This window comes from Pseudomonas sp. SJZ079 (assembly GCF_007993865.1).
Lineage (GTDB): Bacteria > Pseudomonadota > Gammaproteobacteria > Pseudomonadales > Pseudomonadaceae > Aquipseudomonas.
In genome coordinates this window covers 360145-374520 of record NZ_VIUH01000001.1, presented here as the reverse complement: position 1 = coordinate 374520, position 14376 = coordinate 360145, and the positions used below count along the sequence as shown (strand labels likewise).

Below are 14376 nucleotides of genomic sequence, written 5' to 3'. Positions count from 1 at the left end.
CAAAACGGGAGAGCCGGGTGAGTTCAACTGCCATGCAACCGCGAATTCGCTACGCTAGCGCTGGATGCCTGTTGGCTGCCCTGATTCTTAGCGCCTTATTGAGTGGATGCGCCAGTCCGCCGCCAGGAGGCGTGCAGGTTGTCGATCGCAATCACGCTGGTGGCGCGTCTACCCGGCAGCGCCAGCCAGTCACTAAAGGCCACTATGTGGTGCGGCGGGGCGATACGCTCTATTCGATTGCGTTTCGCTTCGGTTGGGATTGGAAGGCTCTAGCCGCGCGCAACCGGATAGCGCCGCCCTATCTGATTAGGGTCGGTCAGGTAATTCGTTTCGATGGTCGCCAGCCGGCTCGCCAGGTTGTCAGGGCGCCTGCGCCCGTGCTGGTGACCAAGGCGCCAGTCAGTCGACCGACGGCCCCGATTCAAGCCCCTCCGGCGCGCACTGCGACTACAGCACCAGTGCCCATCAAGGTCACGCCTGCGACCACTCCTGTGCAGTCGGTGCCGCGCTCTGCAGCCGGCTGGGCTTGGCCGTCGAAGGGCACAGTCATCGGGCGATTTTCCTCAAACGGGAGTTTGAATAAAGGCATTGATATCGCCGGGGAATTGGGCGAGCCTGTTTTAGCTGCGTCTGATGGGTCAGTTGTGTACGCCGGGAGTGGTTTGCGGGGCTACGGCGAGTTGGTGATCATCAAACACAGCGATACCTACGTAAGTGCCTACGGACACAACCGCAGGCTGCTGGTGCAGGAGGGACAACGGGTCAAAGTCGGGCAGACGATTGCCGAAATGGGTTCCACAGGAGCCGACCGGGTGAAGCTTCACTTCGAAATTCGCCGTCAGGGAAAACCTGTCGATCCACTGCAGTACCTGCCTCGCCGTTGATCTGCGTTCAGCCTGATCCTCCACGTGGGATGGACGGGCTTTGGTGATGCCAAGGAGAGTGGCGCCGCCCGAGCTTGCTGTCGAACTCAGCAAGGGACAACAATAATGGCACTCAAAAAAAAAGAAGCGCCGGAGTTTGACGTCGACGATGAAGTGCTCCTGATGGAGCCAGGCATTGTCTTGGACGATGTGTCGAATGAGGAGGCTGAAAAGCAACCCGCTCGCACTAAGGCTAAAAACTCCACCAGCAGCAAGCAGCACAAGTACATCGACTACACTCGCGCACTCGACGCGACTCAGCTGTATCTCAACGAAATTGGCTTTTCCCCCCTGCTCACCCCCGAAGAGGAAGTGTTCTTCGCACGCCTAGCGCAGAAGGGCGATCCGGCTGGGCGTAAGCGCATGATCGAGAGCAATCTGCGTCTGGTGGTGAAAATTGCTCGCCGCTACGTCAATCGTGGTTTGTCTCTGCTGGACTTGATCGAAGAGGGCAACCTCGGCCTGATCCGGGCTGTCGAAAAATTCGATCCCGAGCGCGGTTTCCGTTTTTCGACCTATGCGACCTGGTGGATTCGTCAGACCATCGAACGGGCAATCATGAATCAGACGCGGACCATCCGCTTACCGATTCATGTGGTCAAAGAACTCAATGTCTACCTGCGCGCCGCTCGTGAGCTCACCCAGAAGCTCGATCACGAGCCTTCAGCCGAAGAGATTGCCAATCTGCTGGATAAACCGGTGAGTGACGTCAAGCGCATGCTTGGCCTGAATGAGCGGGTGTCTTCGGTGGATGTCTCGCTGGGTCAGGATTCGGACAAAACGCTGCTCGACACCCTGACCGATGACCGTCCCACCGATCCGTGCGAGTTATTGCAAGACGATGATCTCTCGCAAAGCATCGATCAATGGCTGTGTGAATTGACCGATAAGCAGCGTGAAGTGGTGGTGCGCCGCTTTGGTCTGCGTGGCCATGAAAGCTGTACCTTGGAAGAAGTCGGCCAGGAAATCGGCCTGACCCGTGAGCGCGTGCGGCAAATCCAGGTTGAGGCACTCAAGCGATTGAGGGAAATTCTGGAAAAGAATGGTCTATCGAGTGATGCCTTGTTTCAGTGATATCACCCACTCATCCACACTGAATCCGGCTTCTGCCGGGTTTTTTGTGCGCGGGCGCGTAAGTCATCACTTACACGGTGTGTAAGTGATTGCGGTGAACGAGGGCTGGTAAAGCGCTATTGTTCTTTTTTGTTTTAGATAACTTGCTGATTTTTATGAAGTTTAAATTTTGTGTTAGATGGATTCGCTGTCCTCGGCGCGCTGTGCGTGACTTGTGCGGGACCGGGAAAGCGCTAGTATTACACCTGTGTCAACGGACAGACACGGGTTGCTAAGGATGGTGGCCAGGACAGTAGCGGGATGCAACTTCATCAGGATGATGAGCTGGGAAATAGAGGGAATAGGGACAAAAGAGTGGGCGGGTAATACCGCCCCTTTTTTTGCCTGAAGAAAAGCAGAAGACCCGCTCTAGGCGGGTCTTCTAGTTAGCGCAGGATATAGCTTAGCGTTCCAGGTGCTGCAGTTTGTCTTTCACGCCATCCCACTCTTCGGCGTCAGCCAAAGCTTCTTTCTTTTCGGTGATGTTTGGCCAGACCTCGGCCAGGTCAGCATTCAGCTCGATATATTCCTGCATGTCCTCGGGCACTTCGTCTTCGGAGAAGATAGCCTGGGCTGGGCATTCTGGCTCACAGAGCGCGCAGTCGATGCACTCGTCCGGGTGGATCACCAGGAAGTTCGGGCCTTCGTAGAAGCAGTCCACCGGACAGACTTCCACGCAGTCGGTGTACTTGCACTTGATGCAGTTGTCGGTGACGACGAAGGTCATTTCTAATTCTCTCCTCAGGCTAAGGCAGGGGGCGGTCCCTCATAGACAGCCCCTCGGCTCGGAAACTATTGCTGCGACGCTCGGCTATAGGCCGCAGACTCCAAAGCGCGCGCGATTCTAACAGCTTGAACGGGCGGACGTTAGACTCGTGCTTTCCATGTATATAACAGCTCAAGTGCTCGACGTGGCGTTAGATCATCCAGGTTGATCTTCAATAATTCTTCCAACACGGGGTGTGGCAGGCTGGCAAACAGGTCGCTCTGTTGCGGCGTGCTGCTCTGACCGGATTCGGGATGTGGCAAGTCGTGTGGCAGGCTGGTGGTTTCCAACCGGGCCAGGTGCTCACGGGCACGGAGGATCACCGGGTTGGGTACGCCGGCCAACTGGGCGACCGCTAAACCATAGCTCTGGCTGGCGGGGCCGGGCAGGACGTGATGCAAAAAGACGATGCGCTCGTTATGTTCAGTGGCGTTGAGGTGCACGTTGGCTACGATCGGTTGGTTTTCCGGTAGCACGGTGAGTTCGAAGTAGTGGGTAGCGAACAGTGTATAGGCACGCAGGTGGGCCAGTTGCTCGGCGGCGGCCCAGGCCAGCGACAGGCCATCGAAGGTGCTGGTGCCTCGACCGACTTCGTCCATCAGCACCAGGCTGCGTTCGGTCGCGTTGTGCAGGATGTTCGCGGTCTCGCTCATCTCCACCATAAAGGTTGAGCGGCCACCGGCCAGGTCGTCGCTGGAGCCGATGCGGGTGAAGATGCGGTCAACCAGGGACAATTCGCAGCTGGCCGCCGGGACGAAACTACCGATATGCGCGAGCAGTACGATCAAGGCGGTCTGGCGCATGTAGGTGGATTTACCGCCCATGTTCGGCCCGGTGATGATCAGCATGCGTGTCGCATCATCCAGGCTCAGGTCGTTGGCGACGAACGGCGTGGACAGCACCTGCTCGACCACCGGATGACGACCCTGCTCAATGCGCATGCAGGGTTCGTCGACGAAGCGTGGGCGATTCAAATCGAGATTCAGCGCCCGTTCGGCCAGGTTGCTCAGCACATCCAGCTCGGCCAGTGCGGCGGCGCTGTCCTGCAAAGGGGCGAGATGGCTGATCAAGTGTTCCAACAACTCGTCATACAGCAGCTTCTCGCGGGCCAGGGCGCGGCTCTTGGCCGACAACGCCTTGTCTTCGAACTCCTTGAGCTCCGGGGTGATAAAACGTTCGGCGCCTTTCAGGGTCTGCCGGCGGATATAGTCGGCGGGTGCCTGTTCGGCCTGCTTGCTCGGCAGCTCGATAAAGTAGCCATGCACGCGGTTATAGCCGACCTTGAGATTGGCCAGGCCGGTACGGGCTTTTTCCCGGGTCTCCAGGTCCATCAGGTACTGCCCGGCGTTTTCGCTGAGCGACTGCAACTCGTCCAGTTCGACGTCGTAGCCGGTCTTCAGTACGCCGCCGTCACGGATTACCGCCGGAGGATTGTCGATCACCGCGCGCGCCAACAGCTCGGCTAACTCGGGGTAGGTACGCACCGTGTCGGCCAGCTCACTCAGGTGTGGCGAGTCCAGTTCCGCCATGGCCGTTTGCAGCTCAGGCAGCGCCGCCAGGGCGTCACGCAGGCGCGCCAGATCCCGTGGGCGGGCATTGCGCAGGCCGATACGGGCGAGGATGCGCTCCAGGTCGCCGATTTCCTTGAGTTGTGGCTGCAGGGTCTCGAAGCGATAACGCTCGAGCAGGCAGGCGATTGACTCCTGGCGCGCCTCCAGCACCAGGCGATCACGCAGCGGACGATTCAGCCAGCGACTGAGCAGGCGGCTGCCCATGGCGGTCTGGCAGCGATCGACCACCGACTGCAGGGTGTTGTCGCGACCGCCGGCGAGGTTCACGTCCAACTCCAGATTGCGCCGGCTGGCACCATCCAGAATCACCGTGTCGTCGAGGCGCTCATGACGCAGGCTGCGCAGATGCGGCAGGGCGGTACGCTGGGTTTCCTTGGCATAGCCGAGCAGGCAGCCGGCGGCGCCGATGGCCAGGGTCAGGTTCTCGCAGCCGAAGCCCTTCAGGTCCTGAGTGGCAAACTGCTGACAGAGGCTCTTGAGCGCCGAATCGCGCTCGAAGTCCCAGGGCGCACGGCGCTTTGCGCCACGGCGCTTTTCGGCCGGCAGGCCTTGCGGCCAGTCATCCGGAATCAGCAGCTCGACCGGGTTGAGGCGTTCGAGTTCGGCCAGCAGGTTTTCCCAGCCGTTGATCTCCAGCACGCTGAAACGGCCGCTGGTGATATCCAGTACCGCCAGGCCGAACAGGCGTTCGTCGCCCAATACCGCAGCCAGCAGATTGTCGCGGCGTTCATCGAGCAAGGCTTCATCGCTGACCGTGCCGGGGGTGATGATGCGCACCACCTGGCGCTCCACCGGGCCTTTGCTGGTCGCCGGGTCGCCGATCTGCTCGCAGATCACCACCGATTCGCCGAGCTTGACCAGTTTGGCCAGATAACCTTCGGCGGCGTGATAGGGAATCCCGCACATGGGGATGGCCTGGCCGGCGGATTGGCCACGCGCGGTCAGGGTGATGTCGAGCAACTTGGCCGCCTTCTTGGCGTCCTCGTAGAAGATCTCGTAGAAGTCGCCCATGCGGTAAAACATCAGCTGATCCGGATGCTGACTCTTCAGTCGCCAGTACTGCTGCATCATCGGGGTGTGAGCGGATAAATCCAGAGTAGCCATATTCATTCGATAGTTAGCGCGAGTCTTTAAATTGGATGGGGCAGATTTTGGGGCTGTTCGCCGGGCGTGGTGCAGGCCGTAGCAGGTGGCTGCGACCCGTTGAGCGACGGGTTGGCTATCCAATTTGAATAGAACCAGACCCGCATGCCGATGCCCTGCGGCCCAACTGTTTAGAAATGGGCGCAAGGGTACCACGGGCTGCCGATCACAAGCAGGTGCAGGTGGGCGGCGTTGGGTAGCGCTGATCGTTAATCGCCACAGGCGAGAGACCCGCCCGCTATTCAAGGTTCGTCCGTTGTCATTGCTGCGCGGCAGAGTCCTCCGGCCGAGGAAACTGCATATGGAATGCGGTCCGGCCATTGGCTGAGGTGCACCAGATCTTGCCCTGGTGCGCCTCGACGATGGAACGGGTGATGGCCAGGCCGAGGCCCGCATTGCTCGGGCTGCCTTCGCGGCGGGCAGGGTCCGCGCGGTAGAAGCGGTCAAACAGTCGTTCAAGGTGTTCGGGTGAGATGGTCTCGCCCGGGTTCTCCACGGTCAGCAGGGTGCTCTGCGTGGTCTGACTGATATTCACAGTGATGGCGTGGTGCTCTGGCGTATAGCGAAGGGCATTGGACAGCAGGTTGGAAATGGCGCGGTGGAGCATCAGTACATCACCCTGAACCTCGCCAGAGCCGGTCAGCTTGAGCTCGATATGATGTTCGTCTGCCAGCAGGCGGTAATACTCGTACAGTTTGTCGATTACCTGCTCAAGGGCAATCTTCTTATGTTCCGGGGTGATCAAGCCGTTGTCCGCCTTGGCCAAGAAGAGCATGTCATCGATCATCCGCGACATGCGTCTCAAGTCATCCAGGTTCGAGTGCAGGTTGTTCTCGTAGTCCTCGGTATTGCGCTTTCTGGACAGCACCACCTCGGTGTGGGTCATCAGGTTGCTGACGGGCGTGCGCAGCTCGTGCGCGATGTCGGCGGAGAAATTGGAGAGCCGCACAAAGGCCTCGTCCAGGCGTGACAGCATGGCGTTGAAGGATGAAACCAGTTGCTGCAGTTCTAATGGCACCGGCGCCAGGGGAATGCGTTCTTTGAGCGACTTGGCTGACATGGCGGCCGCCACTGCAGTGACCTGACGCAAGGGGCCTAAACCACTGCGGGCCAATACCCAGCCCAGTGCGGCGCTGACCAGGGCGCTGATGATCAGACCAATCGCGAACCAACGCTCCAGCGCATTAAAGAAGTGCATGTGCTGGGTTACATCGAGCACCAGCACCAGGGTCAGAGGGGTCTCCAGGGCGGGGCCTGTTACCTGCTGGGTCAGGCCACGAAACACCTGCTGCCGATCCTGCCACATCCAGATGACGTTGCTCGCGATGACGTTGAAGCGTTCGGGAAGATCGACCGGCCCAGGATCGGCGAACAGCACCCGGCCAGCGCTGTCCTTGATGACCGCTTTCAGGTCTCTGTGGGCGCCGAGCAAGGCACTCAGTTGCGGCTTCAGTGCTGCAAAGTTCTCGAGGCTCTTCAGCTCTCCGAGAATACCCTGGACCGCATGGGCCTTTTCCAGCAGCTCTTGCCGATCAAGGGCTTCGAAATGATGCTGGCTCAGACGATTAAAGCTGAGCCCGGCCACTATCAGTACCCCAGTCACTGCGAGCATGAACATCAGGCTCAGGCGTGCGGTCAGGGACAGGCGCCTCATGTGCTCTCCGGGGCGTCCAGCATGTAGCCCATGCCGCGAGCGGTGTGGATAAGCTTGGGCTCGAAGTCATCATCGATTTTCGCGCGCAAACGCCTGATGGCCACCTCGATGACGTTGGTGTCGCTATCGAAGTTCATGTCCCAGACTTGCGAGGCGATCAGCGACTTCGGCAGTACCTCGCCGCGCCGACGCAGTAGCAATTCCAGGAGCGCGAACTCCTTGGCGGTCAGGTCAATGCGCTTGCCGCTACGAACCGCCCGACGCTTCATCAGGTCGACCTCAAGATCGGCGACCCGCATGTGCGTCTGCACTGGCGCACTGTTCCCTCGGCGTAGAAGCGTTCTGACTCGGGCAAGCAGCTCGGAAAAAGCGAAAGGCTTGATCAGGTAGTCGTCAGCGCCCAGTTCAAGTCCTTTGACCCGGTCTTCTACATGGTCGCGGGCAGTCAGGAACAGTACCGGGACGTCTTTACCCGCAGCACGGACCTGACGCAGGACCTCCCACCCGCTCAGCCCGGGCATCATCACGTCCAGGATCAGCAGGTCGTAGGCGTCGCTGAGCGTATGTTGCAGGGCATCCGTTCCCGTGGTGACCCGGTCGACAGTGAATCCGGCCTCGCTAAGCCCTTGCTGCAGATAGGTGCCGGTTTTGGGTTCATCTTCTGCGATTAGAAGTTTCATATGACCGCTCATACCTAAAGGACTGCATAAGTGTGCAGGGAGATGGGCCAAGCAACTAGAAGCTGACAGAAATGTAATCCTCCCGGATCAGTTCGCCGAGCGGGATGGCCGCACTGGGCGCAACGCCGAGCTCAGGGTTGCCGCGGGTTGTCGACAACGAAATGAGGTTATAGCGGCTCTTGACCTTGCTGTCGTGGCAAGGCTGAAGCTGTAGCTGCGGTTCAACTGGCCGCTTAACTTGAGGAGAACCCGTATGTTCGTCTTGGAAGTGTCAGGCATGGGGTGTGGAAGTTGTGTCAGTAAGATCACCCGTGCGATCAAGGCGGACGATGCCGAGGCCAGCGTATCGATCGACCGTCCTAGCGGCAAAGTAAGGGTTGAGAGCACTGAAAGCCCGGAGCATATAGGCGCCTTGATCGAAGCCTTGGGCTACCCCGTCAAGATCGCCCGGTAACACGCTGACAGTAGGTCTCCCGGTTTGGGCACATAGCTAACCCATAGAATTCTTAACTTCTCTAGCCGCCGAAATGCGGCTGGGGGTGAGCAAGGTGCGTGAGCGCTTGCAGTCTGACGCATGCAGAGGATGCAACATGCCGGTGTTGTTAGCGCCGTTCAAATCGGTGCGGCCCGGTCGTATTGCTCCAGTTGTGCCGGTTGAGTTCGCGCTGCTGCAGTGTGCGCTCGGGGTGGTGGCGCTATGAGGCATCGCACTGCCGGGTTGATGGGCTCCATTATCCGAGCCTGGATTAACCAAGCCCAGGCATTCGGGCGCTCGCTTGAGCCAAGCGCTACCCAACCGCAGGTGGCCTTTTACGAAGACCATATCGAACTGACTGAACCGTAATGTTCGCCTCAGGTTGCCGACAGGGTCTGCCAGTTAAGGTCACTGCGAGCCTGAAGCTCAGCCCTAAGTACCACTGTGAGAGGTGGCGTCGATGGGCTAACCGAATCGCACTTGAGGATACCCAGATGAAATCCATGAAAACGCTCTTCGTAGTCGCCGCCCTGAGCCTTTCCTCCTTGGCGTTGGCCGAAGGGGGCGCCGAGCGAACCCTTGCCCGCGTCGAGCAAGCTCAGCAAGTATCGTCGCAAGTCGAGCAAGTTGCCCAGGCGCAGAAGCGTGAGGCGCCCTCGGTCAAAAGCCAGGCCAAGATGACTGACCACGCCAGCTGCTGATCTTGGCAGGGCGTGCCCAAGCTGACAGAAATGTAATCACCCCGACGGTTTAACTGTGGCAGTTTCTGGGCTCGCTGGCCGCGCGCATTGAACCAAGCTGTGGCTGGGTGGCGTGGGGCCGAGCAGTCTTCCTGGGCGAGCTCCCTAAGCTGCAAGTCTGCGCGCTGGCTACTCAGCACTGATTTCCTTTGATCGATTGGACATAAACGGCATGCAATCCAAAACCTCGAGGCGAACATTCGTCAAGGGCCTGACCGCCGGCGGCATACTGGCAGGGCTAGGCCTGTGGCGAGCCCCAGCCTGGGCAGTCGTCAGCCCAGGCCAGCCGAACGTGCTCAGCGGCACCGATTTCGAACTGTTCATTGGCGAAACCCCGGTGAACATCACCGGTTCGCCGCGTACCGCCATGACCATCAACGGCAGTCTGCCGGGGCCTCTGCTGCGCTGGCGCGAGGGCGATACTGTCACCCTGCGGGTGCGCAATCGCCTGAGTGAAGACACCTCGATCCACTGGCACGGCATCATCCTACCGGCCAACATGGACGGTGTCCCCGGCCTGAGCTTCCATGGCATCGCGCCCGATGGCATGTACGAATACAGGTTCAAGGTGCAGCAGAACGGTACCTACTGGTACCACAGCCACTCGGGGCTGCAGGAGCAGATCGGGGTCTACGGGCCGCTGGTCATCGACGCCAAAGAGCCGGAGCCTTTCCAGTACGATCGCGACTACGTGGTGATGCTGAGCGACTGGACCGATGAAGATCCCTCGCGGGTCATGGCCAAGCTGAAGAAGCAGTCGGACTACTACAACTTCCATAAGCGCACAGTCGGTGACTTCATCGACGACGTCAGCCAGCAAGGTTGGTCCGCGGCCGTGGCCGATCACAAGATGTGGGCGGAGATGAAGATGAGTCCCACCGATCTCGCCGACGTCAGCGCTTACACCTACACCTACCTGATGAACGGCCAGGCGCCCAACGGTAACTGGACCGGTATCTTCAAACCGGGCGAGAAGCTCCGTCTGCGCTTCATCAACGGCTCGGCCATGAGCTACTTCGATGTGCGCATCCCAGGCTTGAAAATGACCGTGGTGGCCGCCGATGGCCAGCACGTCAAGCCGGTCAGCGTCGATGAGTTGCGCATTGCCGTGGCGGAAACCTATGACGTGATCGTTGAAACGTCCAGTGCCGAGGCTTACACCATTTTCGCCCAGTCCATGGACCGCACCGGCTATGCCCGCGGCACTCTGGCCGTGCGTGAAGGGCTGAGCGCGCCTGTGCCTGAACTCGATCCACGCCCGTTGATCGGCATGGGCGACATGGGTATGGACCACGGCAGCATGGGTGGCATGGATCACAGCAAGATGGCTGGCATGGGCGACATGGCCGGCATGGACCACAGCAAGATGGCCGGTATGGGCGACATGGCCGCCATGGATCACAGCAAGATGGCCGGTATGGGCAGCATGGCCGGCATGGATCACAGCAAGATGGCCGGTATGGGCGACATGGCCGGCATGGATCACAGCAAGATGGCCGGTATGGCTGGCATGAGCGGCCAGATGCAATCGCACCCGGCGTCCGAGACCAACAACCCGCTGGTCGACATGCAGACCATGATGCCAACCCATAAATTGAATGATCCGGGCATGGGCTTGCGCGACAACGGTCGTCGGGTGCTGACCTATGCCGACCTCAAGAGCACCTTCGCCGATCCGGACGGACGCGAGCCTGGCCGTACCCTCGAGCTGCACCTGACCGGTCACATGGAGAAATTCTCCTGGTCGTTCGACGGCATCGAGTTCTCCAGCTCGGAGCCTGTGCGGCTCAAGTACGGCGAGCGTCTGCGCATCACCCTGGTCAACGACACCATGATGACTCACCCCATTCACCTGCATGGCATGTGGAGCGACCTGGAAGACGAGAACGGCAATTTCATGGTGCGCAAGCACACCATCGACATGCCGCCAGGCTCCAAGCGCAGCTACCGGGTCACTGCAGACGCGCTAGGTCGTTGGGCCTACCACTGTCACCTGCTGTTGCACATGGAAATGGGCATGTTCCGTGAAGTCCGTGTGGATGAGTAATTAGGAAGACCGATGATGAGCACATTTATGAATCGTAAAGCGCTGGTCGCTAGCGCCTTGGTGCTCGGCTGGCTGAGCCTTGCACAGCTGTCCGGCGCGCTTGCAGCCGGCGATCATGCCGAGCATGCACACCTCGCAGCGCCTGCTGCGGACAAGGCCACCACCCAGCACATGGGCCATGCCGCTGACGCCCAGAAAATGGATCACGCCGCCATGACCAAGGGTTCCATGGCGGATGCCTCGATGGATCACAGCAAGATGGCGCATGACACCAAGCAGCATGGGCACAGCGCCAACCCGGCTGCGGCGGATAACCATCATGACCAGTAGGTTTTCTCGCCCGAGCCTGATTGCCCTGGCGGTCTCGCTCGGCACCGTGACGGCCGGCATGGCCAGCGCTGCCGAGCCTATGGATCACTCGATGCACTCATCTGCGGCCGCGGCGGCGACGGTCGAGGCACAACCTGCATCAACGCCTAAAAAGCCCTCGGCCAAACAGTACGGCGGCGACGCCCCGATGGATCATGCGGCAATGGGGCATGGCGCCATGCAGTCCACGCAGTCCGGCCCAATGGGCGCGATGGATCACAGCAAAATGAACCATGCGCAGATGGACCAGGGCTCAATGAGCTCGATGGACCACGGCGCCATGGATCACAGCTCCATGGATCACAGCAAGATGGACCAGGGCGATGCACAGGACTCCCCGCGCACCACCAGTCGCACGCCGATTCCCGTGCTCACCGATGCCGATCGTGAAGCTGCATTCCCGCCGCTGGATGGTCATGCCGTGCATGACGACGCGATTAATTCGTTCTTCCTGTTCGACCAGCTGGAGTATCAGGCTGCCGATGAAGGCAGCGTGCTCAGTTGGGACGCCTCAGGTTGGATCGGCGGCGATATCGACCGTTTGTGGTTGCGCTCCGAAGGTGAGCGGACCAATGGCGTGACCGAAGATGCCGAAATCCAGGCGCTCTGGGGCCACTCCATCGGTCCCTGGTGGGACGTGGTCGGCGGGGTGCGCCAAGACTTCAAACCCAGCTCGCCACAGACCTGGGCGGCCTTCGGTATCCAGGGCATGGCGCTCTATGCCTTCGAAGCTGAAGCCACGGCCTTCATCGGCGAGAACGGCCAGACTGCCGCACGTTTGGAAGGCGATTACGACATCCTGCTGACCAACCGCCTGATCCTGCAGCCCACTGCTGAAGTGAACTTCTATGGCAAGAGCGACCCTGAGCGCGGTATTGGCTCCGGGCTGGCAAATACGGAGGTGGGCCTGCGCTTGCGTTATGAAATCCGCCGCGAGTTCGCGCCCTATATCGGGGTGACCTGGAATCGCGCCTACGGCAATACCGCCGACCTGCTGCGCGATGAAGGCGGCGATGTCAGCGAGGCACGCTTGGTCGCCGGTATTCGGCTGTGGTTTTGAGAGCCTGACATGAAAAGAACCATTAAAACCTTGCTTGCAGCCAGTGTTGTCGCCAGCGTCGCGGTCACCGCCGGTGCCTACTATGGTCTGGTTAACGTCGGTGCCGACGATCCCCATCTGCCGGCCGTGTATGCCTTCTTGAGTATGGCCCGTGATCGCTCCATCGAGGTGCGCTCCCGGGATATCCAGGTGCCTGATCTGCAGGATGAGACGCTGATTCGTGCCGGGGCCGGTAACTACAACTCGATGTGCATCGGCTGTCACCTGGCCCCTGGCACAGCCGAAACCGAGTTGAGCCAGAGTCTCTACCCCGCACCGCCGAACTTGACCAGGCTGGGCGTCGATGGCAACCCGGCGGCGGCCTTCTGGACCATCAAGCATGGCATCAAGGCCACTGGCATGCCCGCGTGGGGCAAGAGCATGGGTGATCCGTATATTTGGGGAATGGTCGCCTTCCTGCAGCAGTTGCCGACGCTCGATGCGCAGCAGTATCAAACGCTGGTCGCCGCCAGCAGCGGTCACCAGCATGGCGGTGGCGAGACCATCATGCACAACCATGAAGGCCAGCACGGCGGCGCAGAAGCGGCAGGCGAAGACCAGCATGCCGCTGAGATGGCTGGCGCCAGTCAGCATGACGCGGCCGTCGAAGATCATCACGCCGGCGAGGCGGCTGGGGCAAGCCAGCATGACGCAGCCAACGAAGATCACCATGCCGGCGAAAAGGCTGACATGAGTCACCATGGCGCCAAGCAAGCCGCTGACAAGCCTGCGCCCAAGTCCAAACTGGCTGACAGTTCCCACACCCATGCCGATGGCAAGGAGCACATGCATGCCGACTAAAAGACGCTTTCACCGGGGGCGATTACTGCGTGTCGCCGCACTGGCGGCATTGTTCAGCGGCTCTGCGGCGCAAGCGGCTGATCCCCTGACCATCGATGTGCACCGCGACGCCAACTGCGGCTGCTGCAAGCAATGGGTCGCGCACCTCGAGGCCAATGGCTTCAAGGTCATCGATCATGTCGAGTCGAACATGACGGCAGTCAAGCAGCGCCTCGGCGTTGCTCCGCGCTTAGCCGCCTGCCACACCGCCGTGATCGATGGGAAATTCGTCGAAGGGCACGTTCCTGCGGCTCAGATCGTGGCGTTGAGCAAACGCTCCGACCTGCTTGGGATCGCTGTACCGGGTATGCCGACAGGTTCTCCCGGCATGGAGGTCGGTGGGCAGCAGCAGGCCTATCAGGTCATCGGCTTGAGCAAGACCGGTAGCGATCAAGTGGTCGCGGAGTATCCGGTAAACTGACCATTAGTTTGTCAGCTGATGCTCGATCATCCGGCCAGGCTGATCGAGCCTTCTCCTCGCGTCTCTGCAACTCTGCCTTTGACGTCGACTAAGCGATTGCTGGTGGCATCGTTGCCCTGGCGGGCCCGGATAAAATGCGTAGAATGCGCGCCCTTTTTTACGAACTGGAGCGCTCGATGAGCTTTAACTTGGCCAACCAATCCGCCGAAGTACGCAATGCCGGTGAGGACGAGAAGTCGCGACTTTTCCAGCTGTGGCAGCAGAACTTGCATCGTGCCAAGGTCGATGCGGCGCGTTTGGTTGGCGAGAAGGCCAAGCGCAAAGGCAAGTGGGAGGAGTGGCTGCGAAGCCAGCTTGGGAACATGTCGCCACCTGAATACGCCAGCATGGTTCAGCGCGAGGTCAGACGGTTGCTCGCTAACCGGTGAGGCGAGGCGGTTAGCCGCCAGCATGTGCAGTAAAGATTGCCATCGTGTGCCACTTCCGCTGTAGTTTGCTAGGACTCGAGCGCCTCGGTGCCTCCGACCATTCAGCG

Annotated in this window: 14 protein-coding genes; 10 read left to right on the top strand and 4 right to left on the bottom strand. The window is 60.0% G+C overall.

Translation table 11 applies throughout. The annotated features are described in order from the left end of the window. Positions 1-32: 32 nt before the first annotated feature. Together FBY03_RS01755 and rpoS are read left to right on the top strand one after the other, a co-directional pair. Positions 33-884 carry a peptidoglycan DD-metalloendopeptidase family protein gene (locus FBY03_RS01755; RefSeq protein ID WP_147170471.1) on the top strand — a complete coding sequence of 284 codons (852 nt, stop codon included), beginning with the start codon at positions 33-35 and terminating at the stop codon, positions 882-884. Between the two features lie 105 nt (positions 885-989). Further along, positions 990-1997 carry an RNA polymerase sigma factor RpoS gene (gene rpoS / locus FBY03_RS01750; RefSeq protein WP_147170470.1) on the top strand — a complete coding sequence of 336 codons (1008 nt, stop codon included), beginning with the start codon at positions 990-992 and terminating at the stop codon, positions 1995-1997. A gap of 442 nt (positions 1998-2439) precedes the next feature. Here the strand turns inward: rpoS and fdxA are convergent, their stop codons facing one another. The 4 genes from fdxA to FBY03_RS01730 form a co-directional block, all read right to left on the bottom strand. Continuing rightward, positions 2440-2763, bottom strand: coding sequence for a ferredoxin FdxA (gene fdxA, locus FBY03_RS01745; protein ID WP_147170469.1), 324 nt, complete (start codon positions 2761-2763; stop codon positions 2440-2442). A 140-nt stretch (positions 2764-2903) separates the two neighbouring features. Continuing rightward, the gene (mutS, locus tag FBY03_RS01740) at positions 2904-5483 is read right to left on the bottom strand and encodes a DNA mismatch repair protein MutS (protein ID WP_147170468.1); all 2580 of its coding nucleotides are present in this window, start codon (positions 5481-5483) and stop codon (positions 2904-2906) included. Positions 5484-5775: 292 nt separating this feature from the next. Beyond that, the gene (locus tag FBY03_RS01735; protein WP_147170467.1) at positions 5776-7170 is read right to left on the bottom strand and encodes a heavy metal sensor histidine kinase; all 1395 of its coding nucleotides are present in this window, start codon (positions 7168-7170) and stop codon (positions 5776-5778) included. After that, positions 7167-7850: a heavy metal response regulator transcription factor gene (locus FBY03_RS01730; protein ID WP_147170466.1), complete on the bottom strand. Its 684-nt coding sequence runs from the start codon at positions 7848-7850 to the stop codon at positions 7167-7169. Before FBY03_RS01730 ends, FBY03_RS01735 begins: the two co-directional genes overlap by 4 nt. Before the next feature lie 253 nt (positions 7851-8103). Here FBY03_RS01730 and FBY03_RS01725 point away from each other — a divergent pair, with 253 nt between their 5' ends. The 8 genes from FBY03_RS01725 (at position 8104) to FBY03_RS01690 (ending at position 14269) form a co-directional block, all read left to right on the top strand. Then, the gene (locus tag FBY03_RS01725; RefSeq protein WP_147170465.1) at positions 8104-8304 is read left to right on the top strand and encodes a heavy-metal-associated domain-containing protein; all 201 of its coding nucleotides are present in this window, start codon (positions 8104-8106) and stop codon (positions 8302-8304) included. A gap of 515 nt (positions 8305-8819) precedes the next feature. Continuing rightward, complete coding sequence (locus tag FBY03_RS01720; protein WP_147170464.1) at positions 8820-9026, top strand: co-regulatory protein PtrA N-terminal domain-containing protein; 207 nt, start codon at positions 8820-8822, stop codon at positions 9024-9026. 211 nt (positions 9027-9237) lie between these two features. Continuing rightward, positions 9238-11112 (top strand): copper resistance system multicopper oxidase, encoded by a 1875-nt coding sequence (locus FBY03_RS01715; RefSeq protein ID WP_147170463.1) that lies wholly within the window; start codon positions 9238-9240, stop codon positions 11110-11112. 27 nt (positions 11113-11139) lie between these two features. Then, complete coding sequence (locus FBY03_RS01710; protein ID WP_147170462.1) at positions 11140-11442, top strand: hypothetical protein; 303 nt, start codon at positions 11140-11142, stop codon at positions 11440-11442. After that, positions 11432-12541, top strand: a complete 1110-nt coding sequence (locus FBY03_RS01705) for a copper resistance protein B (protein WP_147170461.1) — start codon at positions 11432-11434, stop codon at positions 12539-12541. The genes FBY03_RS01710 and FBY03_RS01705 overlap by 11 nt, the downstream gene beginning before the upstream one ends. 9 nt (positions 12542-12550) lie before the next feature. Continuing rightward, on the top strand, positions 12551-13381 hold the full coding sequence (locus tag FBY03_RS01700) for a cytochrome c (RefSeq protein WP_147170460.1): 831 nt from the start codon (positions 12551-12553) through the stop codon (positions 13379-13381). Further along, positions 13371-13841: a DUF411 domain-containing protein gene (locus FBY03_RS01695; protein WP_147170459.1), complete on the top strand. Its 471-nt coding sequence runs from the start codon at positions 13371-13373 to the stop codon at positions 13839-13841. Before FBY03_RS01700 ends, FBY03_RS01695 begins: the two co-directional genes overlap by 11 nt. Positions 13842-14017: 176 nt before the next feature. After that, positions 14018-14269: a hypothetical protein gene (locus tag FBY03_RS01690; protein ID WP_147170458.1), complete on the top strand. Its 252-nt coding sequence runs from the start codon at positions 14018-14020 to the stop codon at positions 14267-14269. Positions 14270-14376: the final 107 nt, after the last annotated feature.